At 57.5% G+C, this 19,956-nt stretch carries 15 protein-coding genes and 2 pseudogenes; 12 read left to right on the top strand and 5 right to left on the bottom strand.

Features of this window, described 5'->3' with window-relative positions; all coding sequences use genetic code 11:
- The first annotated feature begins 62 nt into the window (after positions 1-62).
- The 9 genes and pseudogenes from AC1MDT_RS14315 to AC1MDT_RS14355 all read left to right on the top strand — a co-directional run bounded on the left by AC1MDT_RS14315 (position 63) and on the right by AC1MDT_RS14355 (position 11,884).
- Positions 63-377: an ElaB/YgaM/YqjD family protein gene (locus AC1MDT_RS14315; protein WP_480422646.1), complete on the top strand. Its 315-nt coding sequence runs from the start codon at positions 63-65 to the stop codon at positions 375-377.
- Between the two features lie 2 nt (positions 378-379).
- Positions 380-769, top strand: a complete 390-nt coding sequence (locus tag AC1MDT_RS14320; RefSeq protein WP_480422648.1) for a phage holin family protein — start codon at positions 380-382, stop codon at positions 767-769.
- Positions 766-1,107, top strand: a complete 342-nt coding sequence (locus tag AC1MDT_RS14325; protein WP_480422649.1) for a hypothetical protein — start codon at positions 766-768, stop codon at positions 1,105-1,107. The genes AC1MDT_RS14320 and AC1MDT_RS14325 overlap by 4 nt, the downstream gene beginning before the upstream one ends.
- A 120-nt stretch (positions 1,108-1,227) precedes the next feature.
- Positions 1,228-2,391, top strand: a complete 1,164-nt coding sequence (locus AC1MDT_RS14330) for an EAL domain-containing protein (protein ID WP_480422650.1) — start codon at positions 1,228-1,230, stop codon at positions 2,389-2,391.
- Between the two features lie 71 nt (positions 2,392-2,462).
- Complete coding sequence (locus AC1MDT_RS14335) at positions 2,463-3,791, top strand: deoxyguanosinetriphosphate triphosphohydrolase (protein ID WP_480422651.1); 1,329 nt, start codon at positions 2,463-2,465, stop codon at positions 3,789-3,791.
- Between the two features lie 183 nt (positions 3,792-3,974).
- Positions 3,975-4,368: pseudogene (locus tag AC1MDT_RS14340) on the top strand (response regulator).
- A gap of 242 nt (positions 4,369-4,610) precedes the next feature.
- A complete protein-coding gene (locus AC1MDT_RS14345) occupies positions 4,611-5,237 on the top strand; it encodes a response regulator (RefSeq protein ID WP_480422652.1) in 627 nt (208 codons plus the stop codon).
- 8 nt (positions 5,238-5,245) lie between these two features.
- Positions 5,246-8,890, top strand: coding sequence for a transporter substrate-binding domain-containing protein (locus AC1MDT_RS14350; RefSeq protein WP_480422653.1), 3,645 nt, complete (start codon positions 5,246-5,248; stop codon positions 8,888-8,890).
- 48 nt (positions 8,891-8,938) lie between these two features.
- Positions 8,939-11,884 (top strand): annotated as a pseudogene (locus AC1MDT_RS14355) (HD-GYP domain-containing protein).
- Here AC1MDT_RS14355 and AC1MDT_RS14360 read toward each other — a convergent pair.
- Complete coding sequence (locus tag AC1MDT_RS14360; RefSeq protein ID WP_480422655.1) at positions 11,885-12,367, bottom strand: GAF domain-containing protein; 483 nt, start codon at positions 12,365-12,367, stop codon at positions 11,885-11,887.
- Positions 12,364-13,254 carry an ATP-binding protein gene (locus AC1MDT_RS14365; RefSeq protein ID WP_480422656.1) on the bottom strand — a complete coding sequence of 297 codons (891 nt, stop codon included), beginning with the start codon at positions 13,252-13,254 and terminating at the stop codon, positions 12,364-12,366. The genes AC1MDT_RS14360 and AC1MDT_RS14365 overlap by 4 nt, the downstream gene beginning before the upstream one ends.
- A 165-nt stretch (positions 13,255-13,419) precedes the next feature.
- Between AC1MDT_RS14365 and AC1MDT_RS14370 the strand changes: the two genes are divergently transcribed.
- The gene (locus AC1MDT_RS14370) at positions 13,420-15,741 is read left to right on the top strand and encodes a hybrid sensor histidine kinase/response regulator (RefSeq protein WP_480422657.1); all 2,322 of its coding nucleotides are present in this window, start codon (positions 13,420-13,422) and stop codon (positions 15,739-15,741) included.
- Here AC1MDT_RS14370 and AC1MDT_RS14375 read toward each other — a convergent pair.
- The 3 genes from AC1MDT_RS14375 to msrB form a co-directional block, all read right to left on the bottom strand.
- Positions 15,725-16,186: a MarR family winged helix-turn-helix transcriptional regulator gene (locus tag AC1MDT_RS14375; protein WP_038982224.1), complete on the bottom strand. Its 462-nt coding sequence runs from the start codon at positions 16,184-16,186 to the stop codon at positions 15,725-15,727. The genes AC1MDT_RS14370 and AC1MDT_RS14375 overlap by 17 nt on opposite strands.
- Positions 16,183-16,668, bottom strand: a complete 486-nt coding sequence (locus AC1MDT_RS14380; protein WP_150635967.1) for a glutathione peroxidase — start codon at positions 16,666-16,668, stop codon at positions 16,183-16,185. The genes AC1MDT_RS14375 and AC1MDT_RS14380 overlap by 4 nt, the downstream gene beginning before the upstream one ends.
- A 194-nt stretch (positions 16,669-16,862) precedes the next feature.
- Positions 16,863-17,258 (bottom strand): peptide-methionine (R)-S-oxide reductase MsrB, encoded by a 396-nt coding sequence (gene msrB, locus AC1MDT_RS14385; protein ID WP_480422658.1) that lies wholly within the window; start codon positions 17,256-17,258, stop codon positions 16,863-16,865.
- A 224-nt stretch (positions 17,259-17,482) separates the two neighbouring features.
- Here msrB and AC1MDT_RS14390 point away from each other — a divergent pair, with 224 nt between their 5' ends.
- Positions 17,483-18,694, top strand: coding sequence for a pyridoxal phosphate-dependent aminotransferase (locus AC1MDT_RS14390; RefSeq protein WP_480422791.1), 1,212 nt, complete (start codon positions 17,483-17,485; stop codon positions 18,692-18,694).
- A gap of 316 nt (positions 18,695-19,010) precedes the next feature.
- Complete coding sequence (htpX, locus tag AC1MDT_RS14395; protein ID WP_157711433.1) at positions 19,011-19,898, top strand: protease HtpX; 888 nt, start codon at positions 19,011-19,013, stop codon at positions 19,896-19,898.
- Positions 19,899-19,956: the final 58 nt, after the last annotated feature.

Consider the following 19,956-nt stretch of genomic DNA (forward strand, 5'->3'; position numbering starts at 1 on the left):
TACTGAACCTTCGCGCAAGGCTCATACTCGAACGCAACAGACGCCACTTACGGAGATCACCAATGGCCAGCATCAAGGCAAAGACTGCTCAAGAAATCCTGATGAACGATTTTCAGACCCTGGTCAACGACACCGAACGGTTGTTGGAACACACCGCAACGTTGGCAGGTGATCAGGCGGATGAGTTGCGCGAGCAAATTCACGACAGTCTGCTGCGTGCGCGTGAAACCTTGAAACTGACTGAAGACTCCCTGCGCGATCGCAGCAAGGCAGCCGTTACCGCCACAGAAGACTATGTTCAGGCCAACCCATGGCAATCGGTAGGAATCGCAGCCGGCGTGGGTTTCCTGATTGGTCTGCTGGCAACCCGGCGCTGATTATGGCGACCGGCGAATCCGGCTCGTCGGCGACGGGCACAAGCTCCTCATCGCGGCGCCTGGGTGCTGCGTTTCTTGGACTGTTGCACAGCCATGTCGAACTCTTCGGCATCGAATTGCAGGAACAGAAAGCACGCACCGTAAGCCTGCTGCTGTTTGCAGGCTTGGCGCTGGTGTTTGCGTTGCTGTTGCTGGTGGGTTTGTCGACGCTGGTGTTGATCCTGTTCTGGGACACCTATCGCCTGACTGCCATCATCGGGCTCTGTGTGTTCTATACCCTCGCCTGCATCTTTTGTGCGATGCGCTTGAGAGCGGCGATTTTCGATGAATCTTCACCCTTCCATGGCACCCTTGAAGAACTGGCCAACGACAGGGAGCGCCTGCTGCCATGAGCCTTCCTGAATTACCTCACAACAGCTCACGCACGGAAATGCGCAAGGCGTTGATCCGCCTGCGCATGGAAATGCATCGCCAGGAAATCCGCCACGAAACCACGCAACTACTGCAACCCTTGCAACGAGTGCGCGGGATGACGCAAAACCTGCAGGAGGGTTTCGGCATTAAGCATGCTCCGCTGTGGGGCGTGGCAGCCGTCACCTTGCTGGGCTTTCTGACCGGCAAGGGCGCCAAGAACGGTGGCATCAGCGGCCTGACTCGACTGGTTCGCCTGGGCGCAACGCTGGGGCCGCTGATCAAGCTGGTCATGCAAGGCTCTTCGCGCGACCACTAAGCCGCTATCTGGCTACATTCTTGCACTACCACCGAATGAACCTCCTAATCGAGAGGTTCATTCCTGCGCGCCTACCCGGTGACCAGGTTTATCCAGAAACAGCCTGACCAAGGAGGCCTCGTGATCGACGGGCAACCGCTCGCCTGCTTTCAACCCTTCATCGATACCGCCACAGGCCGTATCGCCGGCGTCGAGGCATTGGGGCGACTGCGTCAGGCCGACGGTCAACTGGCCTCGGTGGGGCCGCTGTTCGCCGACCCGCGAACCCCCGCGATTGCGCTGCGGCGTCTGGATCGGCAAATCCGCGATGATGCCCTGAGCCGTCTGCATGAAGCGCCATCAGACTGGTTTCTGAGCCTGAACATGTCCCCTCGCTGGATCAGTCGCTTACGCCCGGACCAAGCCTTGCCGAGCCTCAAACAACTGGCCCGGCACGGGGTCAACCCGCAACGAGTCGTCTTCGAAATCACCGAGCTGAATGGCGATATCCAGCGCCTGGCCCAGGTAGTGGCCCGTTACCGGCAAGCCGGCGCACGAATTGCCATCGATGACTTCGGAGCCGGCTACTCTCAGCTCGATCGTGTACTCGCCCTGCAACCGGACATTCTCAAGCTCGACATGCGACTGTTTCAGGCCGCTGCATTGGGTGGGCCGAGCAGCGATGTGGTCAAGGCCCTGGCACAAATGGCGGAAAAAACCGGTTGCTGGATCATTGCCGAAGGGGTGGAAACCGACGCTCAGCTGAATTTTGCCCTGGAGTGCGGTTCGCGCTATGTGCAGGGATTTCTATTTGCCGGGGCACACGCGGACTTCTTTGATACCGAGGCGTTTGTCGAGCGCTTTGCGCAACTGCGCCAGCGCTATGTTGAACAGAAACTGGCGGAACGAGGCCGCCTGATGGTCATGCGCCAGCAACTCAGTGAGCTGATGTCGATCCTGCAAGCCTGGGCCCAGGCCCGCGCCCCACTGAGTGCCTTGCCGCAACTGGACGCATTTCCCTGGTTGCTACGCTTCTATCAGTGCGACCGTCACGGCACGCAACTGACACCCAACCTTGAATGGCGCAACACCGGCTGGGAAGCCGACAACCGCTACCTGGGCCACAACTGGTCATGGCGCCCTTACTTCTATCACCTGTTGGCCGAGGGCTGGGATGAGCGTCGGCTCACGCTCTCCAACACGTACCGCGATGCCACCAGCAACCAGTATTGCCTGACCGCCGGGCAATTTTTCGATAATGGCGAGCGACTGCTGCTCATCGACATTGACGCTGCCGGGCTTTAGTACCACTTGCAGGTCCCGACGCGAACCCGGAAGCTAGACACTCATCAGTCACCTGACGGAGAGAATCAGCCTTGGATTGGCAAACCCTGCTTACCCGCGAGCGCCTCGGAAAGACGTTGCACAGCCCGGAAGAACTCGGCCGCAGTCCTTTCCACAAAGATCACGACCGCATTATTTTCTCGGGAGCGTTTCGTCGCCTCGGACGCAAGACCCAAGTCCATCCGGTCACCAGTAATGATCATATCCATACGCGCCTGACCCACTCGCTGGAAGTCAGTTGCGTCGGCCGTTCGCTTGGCATGCGGGTCGGCGAAACCATCCGCAGCACCCTGCCCGACTGGTGCGAACCCAGCGACCTGGGAATGGTGGTGCAATCGGCATGTCTGGCCCATGACATCGGCAATCCGCCTTTCGGTCATTCCGGCGAAGATGCGATTCGTCACTGGTTCCAACAAGCCGCCGGCCGTGGCTGGCTGGATGCAATGAGCGAAACCGAACGTAATGACTTCCTGAACTTCGAAGGCAATGCCCAAGGCTTCCGCGTGCTCACCCAGCTGGAATATCACCAGTTCGACGGCGGCACGCGGCTGACCTATGCCACGCTGGGGACTTACCTGAAATACCCATGGACGGCAAAACACGCCGATTCGCTGGGCTACAAGAAGCATAAATTCGGTTGCTATCAGAGCGAACTGCCGCTGCTGGAACAGATCGCCCTGAAACTCGGCCTGCCGCAACTTGAAGATCAGCGCTGGGCACGCCATCCGCTGGTGTACCTGATGGAGGCGGCTGACGATATCTGCTACGCGCTCATTGATCTGGAAGACGGTCTGGAAATGGAGTTGCTGGAGTACGCCGAAGTCGAGTCGCTGTTGCTGGATCTTGTGGGCGACGACCTTCCGCAGACTTATCGTCTGCTCGGTCCTGAGGATTCGCGTCGGCGAAAACTGGCGATTCTGCGGGGCAAAGCCATCGAACACTTGACCAATGCAGCCGCCCGCGCCTTTGTCGAGCAACAGGACGCGCTGCTGGCCGGTACGCTGCCCGGCGATCTGGTGGAGCATATGCACGGCCCCGCCAAGCGATGTGTATTGAATGCAAAGGACATGGCGCGCAAAAAAATCTTCCAGGACAAACGTAAGACCCTGCACGAAATCGGTGCCTACACCACACTGGAAATCCTGTTAAACGCCTTCTGCAGCGCGGCACTGGAACAGCACAACGGTCGAACCCCCTCTTTCAAGAGCCGACGTATCCTTGACCTCTTGGGAAGCAATGCACCCGATCCTCACGGCCCTCTACACAGCTCGTTTCTGCGGATGATTGACTTCATCGCCGGCATGACCGACAGCTATGCGAGTCAAATGGCGCAGGAAATGACTGGACGCTCAAGTTACTGATTAGAACGGGCTGATTGGCCATTACGACATACGAAATGGCCGATCATCAACCAAAAGGTCAACTACATTCAAACCTCGCTGAATCGCCCTACACCTCGCGCTGAGTAACCTGACCGATTGCTCGGTGGTCTCACGAAATAATGTCATCTCCCTCTGATCGACAGATGAAGCGTGAATAATCCTATGTTCAAAGACGATCTGCGCATCCTGTTGGTGGAAGATCATCCTTTTCAGCTCAGGGCGACTCAATACCTGCTTGAAAGTTACGGCTTCACCCAACTGACTACCACCGACAGTGCTGAAGGCGCCCTGCAACAAATGTTCAAGGCGGTAAAACCGTTCGATATTCTTTTGTGCGACCAATGCTTGCCTGACCTTCCCGGACTTGATTTGGTTGAACTCGCCAGCCACCAGGGAATGATCAGGCAAGCCATACTCTTAAGTAGTCTTACCTCTGCAGAACTGGACACACTTAAAAAACTGGCCAGCGAACACGGACTGCCCTTATTGGGGTATTTAATAAAGCCATTGAAACAATCCGAAATTTAGAAATCTGTTGACCTTGAGCACACTATAAAAATTCTCGCAAAAACACCAAATAAAACAATTTTCAAACTTGCAAGTTACAACCCTCAACCATCAAACCAAACACCAACAACTTTCACTCATCCTCATAAAAACCTACTTGGTACGTAGTCCTATTCTTCTTCGCGTGTAGGAATCATCCTATATTGCTGCTACAGGTCCGTCACTTCATGCGTCTCCTGAACTATCTGAGCTAAGGTGCGCGCTTTATTTGAGCTCGTATGGGATTTTATTATGAACTCCGTTTTTATTGTCGACGACCACCCTGTGATCCGTCTTGCTGTCCGTATGTTGTTGGAGCACGAGGGCTACAAAGTCGTTGGCGAAACTGATAATGGGGTCGACGCCATGCAGATGGTTCGCGAATGCATGCCCGACCTGGTCATACTCGACATCAGCATTCCTAAACTGGATGGTCTGGAAGTTCTCGCCCGTTTCAACGCCATGAGTACTCCCTTGAAAACACTGGTACTGACAGCACAATGTCCGACACTCTTTGGCATTCGCTGTATGCAATCCGGCGCTTCAGGTTACGTGTGCAAACAGGAAGACCTGAGTGAACTGATCAGTGCTATTAAAGCGGTATTGTCGGGTTACAACTATTTTCCGAGCCAGGCCTTGAATCCTGTTCGCAGTGATGACGCGCGTTACGCTGATCTGGAGTTATTCAAATCGGTCAACGATCGAGAATTGATGGTATTGCAACTTTTTGCCCAAGGCCGCACCAACAAGGAAATTGCCAAAGGTATGTTTCTAAGCAACAAAACTGTCAGCACTTATAAAAAACGCCTGATGCAAAAACTAAAAGCCAAATCCCTGGTTGAACTCATAGAGATGGCAAAACGTAACGCGTTAGTGTGAGAGAAAGGATGCCCAGTCGTATAAAGGATTACCTGATACTCATCGCCACCGGTTGGTGCCTGAGCCCCTCGGTGTCGGCTGCGCCGATTGCCAGCGAGAACTACGCCCTGCTCAGTCGCTCAGCGACCGGACATCTGGAAGTCCAACTGAATAATGCCCAGCGACAATGGATCAAGAACAAACATGAGCTGATTCTTGGCACGTCGGCACCGGATTACCCGCCCTTCGACCTGACAATCAGCGGTCATGAGTATGAAGGCTTCACTGCCGATTACGCGGGCATCCTCGGCAAAACCACCGGTTTGCCAATCAGGGTTCAGCGCTTCGCATCCCGAGGAGCCGCGATCGAGGCACTCGAAAACGGCGAGGTCGACCTGCTTGGCACCGCCAATGGATTCGAGGCTCACAATGCGGACATTGCGCTGTCCACACCTTACGCCGTAGATCAGCCGGTACTGGTAACACGCGAAGGCGAAACCCGATCACTGACCGAGGGCCTGGCCGGCCTGCGGCTGAGCATGGTGTATCACTACTTGCCACTGGAGGAGGTTCGCGCGCTCTATCCGAAGGCGATCATCACCTCCTATCCGTCCTACCAGAATGCGATCAACGCGGTGGCCTTTGACCAGGCTGACGTGTTCCTCGGCGACACCATTTCAACCCACTACATGATCAACAAGGGGTACCTGAATAACATTCGCATGGCCAACTTCGGCAAACACGAAGCCCACGGCTTCAGCTTTGCCGTGCATAGGAACAACCCCGAACTGCTCGGGATCATCAATGCGATGCTCATGGTCACTCCAATCAGCGAGCGAGAAAATATCGCCAAACGCTGGAGTGCCGGCAGTGACATTCTTCTCACCGATCAAAAACTGGAGCTCAGTTACAGCGAGGAACGCTGGCTGGCACAACACCCCGTGGTTCGCGTGGTGGTCAATGAGGCCTATGCACCGCTGACGTTTTTTGACAGCGATGGCAACTTTCGAGGTGTGACCGCCGATCTGCTCGAATTGATCAGATTGCGCACCGGTTTGCGCTTCGACATCCATCGCAGCCGAAGCGATGGCGAGATGATCCAGCAAATCATGGGCAATCAAGCCGACTTGATTGGCGCCCTGCTCCCCAGCGCCCAACGTGAGTCGAAGTTAAACTTCACCCGCCCCTACCTGCAGAACTCCTTCGTCCTGCTGACTCGAAAAGCCGCCGACAGCCCGACCAACCTTGATCAGCTCCAGGACAAACGCCTCACTATCGCCCAGGGCAATCCACTGGTCGGTTACCTGCGTCGCGAGTACCCGCGGATCAAGCTGATCGAAACCCCGGACACCTTCAGCGCCGTCGAATTGCTCGCCGAGGGCAAGGCAGAAGGTTCGGTCAACTCATTGGTGATTGCCAACTACTTCATTTCATCGCGGCTCTTTGAACACACCCTCCAGATCAGCACCACCATTGGCACCCGACAGGCCGCGTTCTCCCTGGCGACCGGCCTGAATTCCAAGGAGCTGAATTCCATCCTCGACAAGGCACTGTTGAGCATCGCGCCGGAGGAGCTGGGCATCATCAACAGCCGCTGGCGTGGCTATTCGGCGTCCTCGCAAAGTACCTGGCGCAATTACCACCGACTGTTCTATCAGATCGTCATCGGTGCTGGCGTGCTGCTGTTGATTTCCGTTGCCTGGAACGCTTACATGCGTCGCCAGATCAAACAGCGCCAGGCGGCGGAACGTGCGTTGAATGATCAATTGGAATTCATGCGATCACTGGTCAACGGGACGCCTCATCCGATCTACGTTCGCGATCGTCAGGGCTTGCTGCAAAGCTGCAATGACAGTTACCTCGAAGTGTTCTGCGCGAAACGTGAAGATGTTATCGGCAAAAGTGTGATGCAGGGCAACATGAGCAATGCGTTCGAAGCCCAGGAATATCAGGCTGACTACCAGCGTGTCGTGGCCGAGGGCATACCGCTGATTCTGGACCGTGCACTGCACATCGGCGGCCGCAGACTGACGATTTATCACTGGATTCTGCCCTACCGTGATTCGAGTGGAAAAGTGCAAGGCATCATCGGCGGCTGGATCGACATCAGCGAGCGTCGGCAACTGTTCGATGACCTACGAGCCGCGAAAGAACGCGCTGATGAGGCCAATCGAGCCAAAAGCACTTTTCTGGCCACCATGAGTCATGAGATCCGCACCCCGATGAATGCGGTCATCGGCATGCTCGAACTGACGCTCAAGCGAATCGATCACGACCACCCGGATCGCCCGGCCATCGAGGTGGCCTACAACTCGGCGAAAGACCTGCTGGAGCTGATAGGCGACATACTCGACATTGCACGGATCGAATCCGGGCGCCTGAGTCTGAGCCCGGAACGGGTCAATCCGGTTGATATCGTCGCGTCAGTCGTACGGATCTTCGATGGACTGGCTCACCAGAAAAATCTCTCGCTGCTGGTGGAGTTCCATCCTGCCACGCCGTTGTTCGATGTCCTGTTGGACCCGATGCGCTTCAAGCAGGTGCTGTCCAACCTGGTCAGCAACGCCATCAAGTTTACGGAGCGAGGTCAGGTCAGGATTGTCGTCAACCTGCACCCGACGAACTCCTCCGAGCAAGTGCTGATGCTGGTGCAGGTTCAGGACAGCGGCATCGGCATCAGCGAACAGGATCGGCAGCAGTTATTCGAGCCTTTCGCACAAGCCGAAAACTCCGGGCAATCAGACAGGGGCGGCGCAGGGCTTGGTCTGGTGATCAGCCGCAGCCTGTGCGAGGCGATGGGCGGCAGCCTGCAATTGAGCAGCCAGCCGGGCATCGGTACTCAAGTCCAGGTTTCGCTGCACTTGCCAACATTGCCACGCGTACAACTGCCGGAACCCGCTGAAGTGCACATATGCCACTCGACAGCCCCGTTGAATATTCTGGTGGTCGACGATCACCCGGCCAATCGCCTGCTCATGTGCCAGCAGCTAGAGTACCTGGGCCACCGATTCAGCGTTGCACCGGACGGAGCGGCAGGATTGGCAGCCTGGAAAGTCGAGCCATACGACCTGGTCATTGCCGATTGCAACATGCCGTTCATGAATGGCTACGAACTGGCCTGCGCCATTCGCCAACATGAACAACTATCGCACCGGCCGCGTTGCACCATTCTGGGTTTTACTGCCAACGCCCAACCGGAAGAAGTACAACGCTGCAAAGACGCAGGCATGGACGACTGCCTGTTCAAGCCCCTGACCCTGACTGCCTTGGGTCAATGGGTTGAAGGTATCCAGCCGACCGCCCGCGATCCGGCGTTCAGTCTGGCAGGGCTACAGGTTTTGACGGGGGGTAATCGGGCGCTGGACCAGCGCTTATTGGCCGAACTGCTGAAAAGCAACCGTCTGGACCGAGAGGAGCTGATGGCACTGTCGCCCTCAGAGGGTCTGCAGTCATTTCTCGACGTCGCCCACAAAATCAAGGGTGCCGCCCGAATCGTCCAGGCCTCCCGGTTGATCGACAGCTGCGAAGCGTTGGAGAAGGCTTGCCAGGAAGCGGTCCATCACGATGAGGTGACTGAACGCAGCAAGGCCATGGAGCGCGCCATGCTGGAACTCGAGCAAGCGTTGCAGCAACAAATTGGACAAAACGACAAGCGCAGAATGACCGAGCCTTAACTATGCTTGGTCGCTGAGCAGTGTGTTAAACATCATGGAGAGACGGCAATGCCCAGCCCACTGCGCCCGGATCCGCGGCGGTTTCCCCTGCACGTTCACATCAGCGTGATGTTCACCTTCCTGCTGTTGCTGACCGGCGTGGTCCTGGGCATTTTCAACTATCGGCATACCACACAGATCATTCTTTCCAGCAGTAAAAAGCTCTTCGACCGCATCGAGCAGGACGTTCGACAGGACTTGAACGCCACTTATGAGCCGATTCGACATCTGTTGAGCCTGTTGGCGGACAATCCGGCGGCGCAGGCACCCGACCTGGAGCAACGCCTGGCGCTGCTCAAACCCTTCAGCCAATCGCTGAAGGACAATCCCAACCTGGCATCGCTGTATCTGGGCTACGACAACGGTGATTTTTTCATGGTCCGCCCCTTGCGAACCGCAGACCTGAAATCCCTCCTTCACGCTCCGCAAACGGCGGCTTATCAGGTGTGGAGCATCGAGAAGAACAGTAGCAATCAGGTCCATTCACAAGCGTTGTTCTTCGATGAGGGCCTGGCCCTCATCAGTCGACTGGACACCCCCGAAGAAACCTACGATCCACGAGCCCGCCCTTGATACTCCAGCGCCAGCAGCGTCAGGGATCAGATCACCACCGAACCCTACATTTTTTTCTCCACTCACCAGATCGGCACTACGTTGGCCAGACGCAGTGGGGTACAAGCGGTCATCGGGGCAGACATGACCCTGGCGGAACTTTCCGCGACCCTGGCCAAACATGTCGTAACCCCCAGTACCGAAATCGTGCTGTACGATTCAAACAACGATGCCATCGCTTATCCCGACAGTCACAAACTGATCATCGACGACCAGACTGCCCGCCTGATCAAAGCAGCCGATCTGAGCCCCAGTATCGGTGCGCTGCTTAACCATCCGCCCGAAGGCAATCGACTGGAGGTCTCCGGGCGTCAATGGATCGTTGCCCGCAGCCACCTACAGGAAGGCGGCCCCAAGGGGCTGCAACTGGCGCTGCTGGTGCCGGAAGATGAATTGCTCGTCGATGCCTACCGCATGCGTTGGCAAGGCGCGCTGATTACCTTGGCCACGTTATTGCTGTGCCTGCCGTTGGGCTGGCTCACTTCAAGAATTCTGGTCAAACCCCTGCGTGCACTGGTGCGGGAAGCCGATGCGATACGCAGTTTCGATTTCAGCTTTCCGGCCGCGCGTCGCTCCCTGGTGCTGGAAGTCGACCAACTGGGCGTGTCGATGGCACGCATGAAGGACACCCTGGCGAGTTTTTTCCAGATCACCGACAGCCTGAGTGCCGAAACCCGTTTCGCCCCTTTGCTGGAACGGGTGTTGTTTGAAACCGTGAAAATTGGCGAGGCCGAGGCCGGTCTGATTTACCTGCGCGCAAATGATGGCGATCGGATGGAGCCGCAGGGTCTGGTCATCAATGGCACGTTCCAGGCATTGCCGGCATTCGATGTTCAAGGACACGAACTCCAGAGCCCACAGAGCCCGGCATGGCTGCAGCAGCTGTCGAATGCCGACAATGTTGTCACCAGTATCGGCTTCGAGCAGGCAGCGGACTTGCGTAAAGTGTTGCTCGCGATGGAATGCCCCCGCGTGCATCTGATCGGTATTCGGCTGCACAACCGACACAACGAAACCGTGGGCCTGCTGGTCCTGTTATTGGCCGACAGCGGCCTCCCAAGTGATCTGGAAAAACTTTGCCCCGACCGCATCGCGTTTCTCCAGGCCGTCTCCGGTGCAGCCGCCGTGAGTATTGAAAGCCAGCGGCTGCAAGCCAAACAAAAACAACTGCTGGACGCCTTCATTCAACTGTTGGCCGGCGCAATTGACGCCAAAAGCCCTTACACCGGCGGTCACTGCCAACGGGTCCCGGCGCTGACATTGATGCTTGCCCAGGCCGCCGCTGCCAGTCAGGCCCCGGCTTTCAGCGGTTATCAACCCTGCGAAGATGAATGGGAGGCGCTGCACATCGCCGCATGGCTGCACGATTGCGGCAAGGTCACCACCCCGGAATATGTTGTCGATAAAGCCACAAAGCTGGAAACCCTGAACGACCGAATCCACGAAATCCGCACCCGCTTCGAAGTGCTCAAGCGCGATGTCTGGATCAACTATTGGCAAGCCATTGCCCTGGGCGATGACGAGCAGCAATTGGCCGAGCGGCGCAACGCCAGTCTGGCGGAGCTCGACGATGACTTCGCCTTCGTTGCCCGCTGCAATCTGGGGGGCGAGGCCATGGCCGAGGCTGACCTGCAACGCCTGCGCAAACTGGCCCAACGCACCTGGACTCGAACGCTGGATGATCGATTAGGCGTTTCCTGGGAAGAAAACCGACGCCAGGCCCGAACACCCGCGCCGAGGTTACCGGTCAGCGAACCGCTGCTGGCGGACAAACCCGAGCATCTGTTCGAACGCGCCGAGAGCGAACTGATTCCGCAAGATAACCCCTGGGGTTTCAAGCTCGATGTACCGCGCTACAAATACAACCGGGGCGAGCTCTACAACTTGAGCATTGGCCGAGGCACTCTGACCCGCGAAGAGCGTTACATCATCAATCACCACATGGTGCAGACGATCCTGATGCTCAGCCATCTACCCTTCCCCGCTCACCTCAACAACGTTGCCGAGATCGCCGGCGGCCATCACGAAAAAATGGACGGCACCGGTTATCCCAAACAGTTGAAGCGTGAAGAAATGAGTCTGCCGGCACGGATGATGGCGATCGCCGATATTTTCGAAGCGCTGACCGCCGCGGATCGCCCCTACAAGAAAGCCAAGACCCTGAGCGAAGCACTGGGCATCATGGCCACCATGTGCCGTGACGCCCACATCGACCCGGAGTTGTTTGGGCTCTTCATCAATGCGCAAATCTATTTGCAGTACGCCGATCAGTTCCTGGACCCGCAACAAATCGATGCAGTAGATCCGCCAAGCCTGCTCGCCAAGGCAGGCTTGAGCGCGTGATCAGCAGTCGGTAAGACGCAGGAATATGGCCGCCAGCTGCTCGATCCCGACCTGATCGCGCGCGGTAAAACGCGCCAGTTTCGGGCTATCCAGGTCCAGCACGCCGATCAGTCGCCCCTCCTTGACCAGTGGTACCACCAGTTCGCTGTTCGAGGCGCTGTCGCAAGCGATATGCCCGGGAAATGCGTGCACATCTTCGACCAACTGGGTCTGCAAGGTCGCCGCCGCAGCCCCACACACGCCCCGACCGAATGGAATTCGCACGCAGGCGATCTGCCCTTGAAATGGCCCCAGCACCAGTTCTTCGTTGCGATTGAGGTAGAAACCGGCCCAGTTCAGATCATCGAGCTGGTTGTACAAGAATGCCGAAAACTGGGCGGCGTTGGCGATGAAGTCGCGTTCATCGGCCAGCAACGATTCCAGTTGCGCCTGCAACATACCGTAGCCTTCGAGGCCATGACCGCTCTTCTGTAAATCGATCATGCCTTGTGCTCCAACAGCTTGAGCCCGACCCAATAGCGGGCAAATTGATAGGCGCAACGCCCGTTGCGATTGCCTCGGCCCGTGGCCCAGCGTACGGCGAGGATGTCCAGTGCTTCGTCACGCTGCCAGGCCAGGCCGGCCTTGTCAGCCAGTTGACTAATCCAGTGTTCGACGACGTTGAGGTAGTGTTCCTGGGTAAATGGGTAGAACGACAGCCACAGGCCGAAACGGTCCGATAACGCGATTTTGTCTTCCACGGCCTCACTGGGATGGAGTTCGCCGTCGACCCTTTTCCAGTTTTCGTTATCGCTTTCCTTTTCCGGCACCAGGTGACGGCGGTTGGAGGTGGCGTACAACAAAACGTTGTCCGGCGCTTGTTCGAGAGAGCCGTCGAGCACACTCTTGAGCACGCGATAGTCCCCCTCGCCCGACTCGAACGACAGGTCATCGCAGAACAGCACGAAACGCTGGGGTAATTTTGCAATGTGTTCGACGACACGCGGCAAGTCTGCCAGGTGATCGCGTTCGATCTCGATCAATCGCAAACCGGCCTTGGCGTGCTCGGCCAGCAACGCGCGAACCAGCGACGATTTACCGGTACCTCGCGAACCCCAGAGCAGCGCGTGGTTGGCCGGCATACCATCGATGAATTGCTGGGTATTACGCCCCAATTGTTCCAGTTGCCGATCAACGCCAATCAAGTCGGACAAGCGCATGTCGAGGCTGACTTGCAGCGGCAGCAGAAAACCGCTGCGTCCCTCGCGCTGCCAGCGCGCGGCCAGGCAGTGGCTCCAGTCGATGGCTTGGCGAGGTGCGGGCAACAGCGGCTCGATACGGGCCAGAACAGCATCGGCGCGTTCAAGAAAAGCATTTAATCGGGAATCCACGTCTTCTCCTCGGGCACGTTCACGGTAATCATGGCGTTACAGCGACAAAACACAGCGTTCGGTGACCGGTTCATCCAGAGCACAAGGGCTCGCAGGAGCCTCGGTATCCATGCATGATCGACTATGCTTGAGCAGCGAAGGGAAACGGAAGTGGTTCAATCCCCCATGGATATCAAGTTCACCAACCGGCTGTCATATAAGCAAGCCAGGCTTACCGTGCTGGTCGGTTTTATGCTGGGCACGCTGCTTAGTCTGCTGCAAATAGGCATCGATTATGCCAGTGAAGACGCCTCTATCAACCGTGAAATACGGTCTTTACTGGAAATCAGCCATAACCCCGCCTCTCGCATCGCCTACAACATTGATGCCGAACTCGCTCAGGAGTTGACCCTCGGCCTGCTGCGTTCGCCGGTGATCATCGGCGCACAATTGACCGATAACGACGGTAACGTATTAGCCAACGTACAACGTCCCGGCTCGCAAAGCAGGTATCGGGCGATCAGCGACTTCCTGTTCGGTGCGAACCGGCCGTTCGAAGACCGTCTTTACCTCGACCACTTGCCAGCTGAATCCCTCGGTACCCTGCGCCTGGACGTCGACACCTACTCATTCGGTAACCGGTTTCTGCGCCGGGCCGAAGTGACGCTGATCAACGGCTTCGCCCGCAGTCTGCTGCTGACCGGCATCTTGCTGACCTTGTTCTACTTCATGCTGACCAAGCCGTTGGTACGGGTCATCCGCGAACTCAGTGCCCGCGATCCGCGCAGCATGGAACCCACGTCGCTGGAATGCCCGACGGGCCATGAAAATGATGAAATCGGTGTTCTGGTCAAGGTTACGAATCAGCACTTCAAAAACATCGCCACCGAAATACAGCAACGCCGTAACGCTGAAAACCGCCTGACCGACTACCTCGGGCAACTGGAACACATCGTCTCGGCCCGCACAACAGAACTCAAGGCCATCAACTCCAGGCTCAGCCAATCCAATCAGGAGCTGGAAGTTGCCCGAAGCACCGCCCTGGACATGGCTGAAGCACGCTCAACGTTCCTGGCCAATATGAGCCACGAAATCCGCACGCCGCTCAACGGTCTGTTGGGCATGATCGCGCTCTCCCTGGACGGCCCGCTCACGGCCGAACAACAGCAACAACTGTCCATCGCCCACGACTCTGGCAAAGTCCTGGTGGAACTGCTCAACGATATTCTCGACCTGTCAAAGTTCGATGCCGGCCAGCTCGAACTCGAACACATTCCATTCGACCTCGGATCGCTGATCGAGGACACCGCCAATCTGCTGTCGCAGAACGCCGCGCCGAGCGTCGAACTGACCTGCCTGATCGACCCGTACTTTCCGGCACTGGTGCTCGGGGATCCAACCCGGGTCCGGCAGATCGTCAGCAATCTGTTGTCCAACGCCCTCAAATTCACCCGTTTCGGTCGGGTCGATGTGCGTCTGTCAACGTTCGGGGACGGCGTCAGAATCGAAGTCTGCGACACTGGCATCGGAATCGCCCCAGACGCGCGGATGAAAATTTTCCAGCCCTTTACCCAGGCCGGTGCCGGCATCACCCGACAGTTCGGCGGCACCGGGTTGGGCCTGGCGCTGACGTATAACCTCTGCGAAGCCATGCAGGGACGACTGACGATCAGCTCGGAAGCGGGCTTCGGCAGCCAGTTCTGTGCCGATCTGCCGTTGCCTTGTCACACCCGGGCTTTCGCCCCGGGATCCTTGCAGGGCAACGTGATCGCGATCACCGCCGCCAACAGCGGTCTGGCGGAACTGTTGCACAGCCTATTGCCTGGCTGGGGGCTCGACTATCAACAGCGCTCGATCGGTGACTCGATGATCGGTCTGAATCCCGATATCGTGATCACTGATTGCCCCGAATGCCTGTTTGGCCTGCGCCCCACCTGTACTTCACCCATATTGCTGGTCACTGCTTACGGCAGTTTCCTGCCCAGCGAAGAAGCCAGTGACCTCGCCCCCTTGCAGCAACAAGCACGGCCGCTGGCGCGCAATGCGCTGTACCAGACACTGCGGCGAGTGCTCCAATCGGAGCTGAACACCCTCAACGATGCCCGCCTCGATACCCTCTCACCGCAACGGCGCGCACGCGTGCTGCTGGTGGAAGACAATCCGGTCAATCAATTGGTGGCCAAGGGGATGCTCGGAAAACTCGGTTGCGAAGTGATCGTTGCCGGCCACGGTGGTGAGGCACTGGATCAGCTTGAACACAAAGAATTCGATCTGGTGCTGATGGACTGCAACATGCCGGTAATGGACGGCTATGAGGCCAGTCGGCAAATCCGTCGTAGCGGGCGCTGGCCGCAGTTGCCCATCGTCGCCCTGACCGCCAACGCCATGTCCGAAGAACGGGAACGCTGCCGTGCGGCGGGCATGAGCGATTACCTGGCCAAACCCTTCCGTCGGGAAGAGCTCGCCGCGCTGCTCGATGTGTGGATTCCCGCTACGAAAGTGCCTTGATTTGCCCTAGCAAGTGATCGAGGCCATCGCGCAGGTCATTCAGACGATCCAGATCCACCCCGCTGTCGCATAACAGACGAGCCTTGAGCGGCCCGACCTGATCGCGCAAAGCCTTGCCGGCGGGCGACAGGCTCAAGTGCACCTCTCGTTCATCCCGCGCCGAGCGCTGGCGTTGAACTAATTGCAATTGTTCAAGACGCTTGAGCAATGGCGTCAACGTGCCCGAGTCCAGCGCCAGGCGTTCGCCCAACGCCTTGACCGTCGGCTGCTCCGGAGCGGCCTCCTGCCATTCCCACAACACCAGCATCGCCAGGTATTGCGGGTAGGTCAGGCCGAGCTGATCGAGCATCGGCTTGTAGGCGCGGATCACGGCCCTGGAAGCGGCGTACAGCTTGAAGCAGAGCTGACTGTCGAGCTTCAGAGAATCGACCGACAACGTGTTCATTTGAGCAGGGCTTCGATCTCGCGGCTCAGGTCCTGCGGCTTGGTCGCGGGAGCGAAGCGTTTGACCAGCTGGCCGTCCTTGCCGATCAGGAACTTGGTGAAATTCCACTTGATGCCCTGGGAACCGAGCACACCCGGTGCACGCTTTTTCAGCTGCACAAACAGCGGATGGGCGCCGGCGCCATTGACGTCGATCTTTTTGAACAGCGGAAAGCTGACGCCGAAGTTCAGCTCGCAGAACTCCGAAATGGCCCCTTCATTGCCCGGCTCTTGCTTGCCAAACTGATTGCAAGGAAAACCGAGCACCACCAGACCTTGATCCTTATAGGTTTGCCACAGTTCTTCGAGGCCTTTGTACTGTGGAGTGAAGCCGCATTTGCTTGCGGTATTGACCACCAGCACGGCTTTGCCCGCGTAATCGGCCAGGGTCTTTTGCTCACCCTTGATGGTGGTGCACGGAATACTCAGCAGATTGTCGCTCATGGTTCGGGCTCTGAATGAAGGACGATGAGGTAAACATAGCGAGCAATTGAATTGCGTGCAATTTAATTAACCAAACGCCGACCAGCTGTAGGAGCGAGCTTGCTCGCGAAGGACTTGAGACAACGCGTTTATTCAGGAAGAACGCGTTATCGTTAACGCCTTTCGCGAGCAAGCTCGTTCCTACAGGGCTCGCATTACTCGCGCGGTACCAGGTCCAGGCACACCGAGTTGATGCAATAACGCAGGCCGGTCGGCGGCGGACCGTCCGGAAACACGTGACCCAGGTGCGCATCGCATTTGGCGCAGACCACTTCGGTGCGGATCATGCCGTGGCTCACGTCTCGTATCTCGACCATGGCGCTGTCGCCGATCGGCGCATAGAAACTCGGCCACCCGCAGCCGGAGTCAAATTTGGTCTTGGCGTCGAACAGCGGCTCGTTGCAGCAGATGCAGTGATAAACACCGTCAGTCCTGGTGCCGTTGTATTTACCCGAGAACGGCCGCTCGGTGCCCTTGAGGCGGCAAACGTTGTACTGCTCCGGGTCGAGCATCGCCCGCCATTCCTCCAGGGTTTTCTCCAACTTTTCCATTGTCACACCTCAGCAGCTGAAAAAGCCCGATCTGTACCTTTTCCACGGATCGGACGGCACGTATGATTGCGCCTCGTCAAACGCCAGTCTGGCAGCCGCACCACGCGCATTCAAACGGATTTTGGATCGGCAAGCCAAGGCGTCAGGCCTGTGTGAATACGCAGGATTCCCAGTACGGTAGTTCATACGCCGCCTGGATCGTTCATTTTCAGGAACACATCGCCATGCAGGTCAGCAAATCGAACAAGCTCGCCAACGTCTGCTATGACATTCGCGGCCCGGTGCTCAAGCACGCCAAACGCCTGGAAGAGGAAGGCCATCGCATCCTCAAGCTGAACATCGGCAACCCGGCGCCTTTTGGTTTCGAAGCGCCGGACGAAATCCTCCAGGACGTGATCCGCAACCTGCCGACGGCCCAGGGCTACAGCGATTCCAAGGGCCTGTTCAGTGCGCGCAAAGCCGTCATGCAGTACTACCAGCAAAAGCAGGTGGAAGGCGTCGGCATTGAAGACATCTACCTCGGTAACGGTGTTTCCGAACTGATCGTGATGTCGATGCAGGCCCTGCTCAACAATGGCGACGAAGTGCTGGTGCCGGCGCCCGACTACCCGCTGTGGACCGCCGCGGTCAGTCTATCGGGCGGCAATCCAGTGCACTACCTGTGTGACGAGCAGGCCAACTGGTGGCCAGACCTGGCCGATATCAAGGCCAAGATCACCCCGAACACCAAGGCACTGGTGATCATCAACCCAAACAACCCGACGGGCGCCGTTTATTCGAAAGAAGTGTTGCTGGGGATGCTGGAACTGGCCCGTCAGCACAATCTGGTGGTTTTTTCCGACGAGATCTACGACAAGATTCTGTACGACGATGCCGTGCATATTTGCACCGCCTCCCTGGCGCCGGACCTGTTGTGCCTGACCTTCAACGGCCTGTCCAAGTCTTATCGCGTGGCCGGTTTCCGTTCTGGCTGGATCGCCATTTCAGGTCCCAAACACCACGCCCAGAGCTACATCGAAGGTATCGACATGCTGGCGAACATGCGCCTGTGTGCCAACGTGCCGAGCCAGCACGCCATCCAGACCGCACTCGGCGGCTACCAGAGCATCAATGACCTGGTTTTGCCGCAGGGTCGTCTGCTGGAGCAGCGCAATCGCACGTGGGAGCTGCTCAACGACATCCCGGGCGTGAGTTGCGTCAAGCCAATGGGCGCGCTGTATGCATTCCCAAAGATCGACCCGAAAGTCTGCCCGATCCACAACGACGAGAAGTTCGTACTCGACCTGTTGCTGTCGGAAAAGCTGTTGGTGGTTCAAGGCACGGCCTTCAATTGGCCTTGGCCGGACCATTTCCGGGTCGTGACCCTGCCGCGCGTGGACGATCTGGACATGGCCATCGGCCGCATCGGTAACTTCCTGAAGTCCTATCGCCAGTAAGTGGCCGGTCACCGTGCGACGCTTGCGCCGTCGCACGGTGACCCATTCAGCAACATATCTTTACGCCCTGCCGAACATAACCGCTTCAATCGCTGCCTGATTGCACATTGCGTGCTCGCGCCTAATAACGACGGGGGCCTGCGCGGGTATTTGGCTGACAAACACTTCCCGCATCGCCGTCGGAAATGCCCTGCAAGCAGCTAGACTGTTGCCGTAGGACACAGTTTGAAATAGTCACCCGGTTGAATAGCCCGGTGCAGCACCTTATATACCCCGCAGTACGCAACATCTTTAGCACAAGGAGATTTCTACAACCATGATGCGCATCCTGCTGTTTTTGGCCACAAACCTGGCGGTCGTGCTGATTGCCAGCATCACCCTGAGCCTTTTCGGCTTCAACGGGTTCATGGCGGCCAACGGGGTTGATCTCAACCTCAATCAGCTGCTGATTTTCTGTGCGGTCTTTGGTTTTGCCGGTTCGCTGTTCTCGCTGTTCATCTCCAAGTGGATGGCGAAGATGAGCACCAGCACCCAAATCATCAGCCAGCCGCGCACGCGTCACGAGCAATGGCTGCTGCAAACTGTCGAGCAATTGTCTCGCGAAGCCGGGATCAAGATGCCCGAAGTCGGGATTTTCCCGGCCTACGAGGCGAACGCCTTCGCCACGGGCTGGAACAAGAACGATGCACTGGTCGCGGTCAGCCAGGGTTTGCTTGAGCGCTTTTCACCCGATGAAGTGAAAGCCGTTCTGGCCCACGAGATCGGTCACGTTGCCAATGGCGACATGGTGACCCTGGCTCTGATCCAAGGCGTGGTGAACACCTTCGTGATGTTCTTCGCCCGGATCATCGGCAACTTTGTCGACAAGGTGATCTTCAAGAACGAAGAGGGCCAGGGTATCGCCTACTACGTGGCGACTATCTTCGCCGAACTGGTGCTGGGTATTCTGGCCAGCGCCATCGTCATGTGGTTTTCGCGCAAACGCGAGTTCCGTGCCGACGAAGCCGGTGCGCGCCTGGCCGGCACCAGCGCGATGATTGGTGCCCTGCAACGTCTGCGGGCGGAACAAGGTCTGCCGGTGCACATGCCCGACACCCTGAATGCCTTCGGCATCAACGGTGGCATCAAACAAGGGTTCGCCCGCATGTTCATGAGCCACCCGCCGCTGGAAGAGCGCATCGACGCACTGCGCCGCCGGGGTTGATTGCTCGGCACTAAAAGAAAAGGCCCGCAGCGATGCGGGCCTTTTTTTGTCTTTTTGA

Source organism: Pseudomonas sp. ASL7, assembly GCF_056680375.1.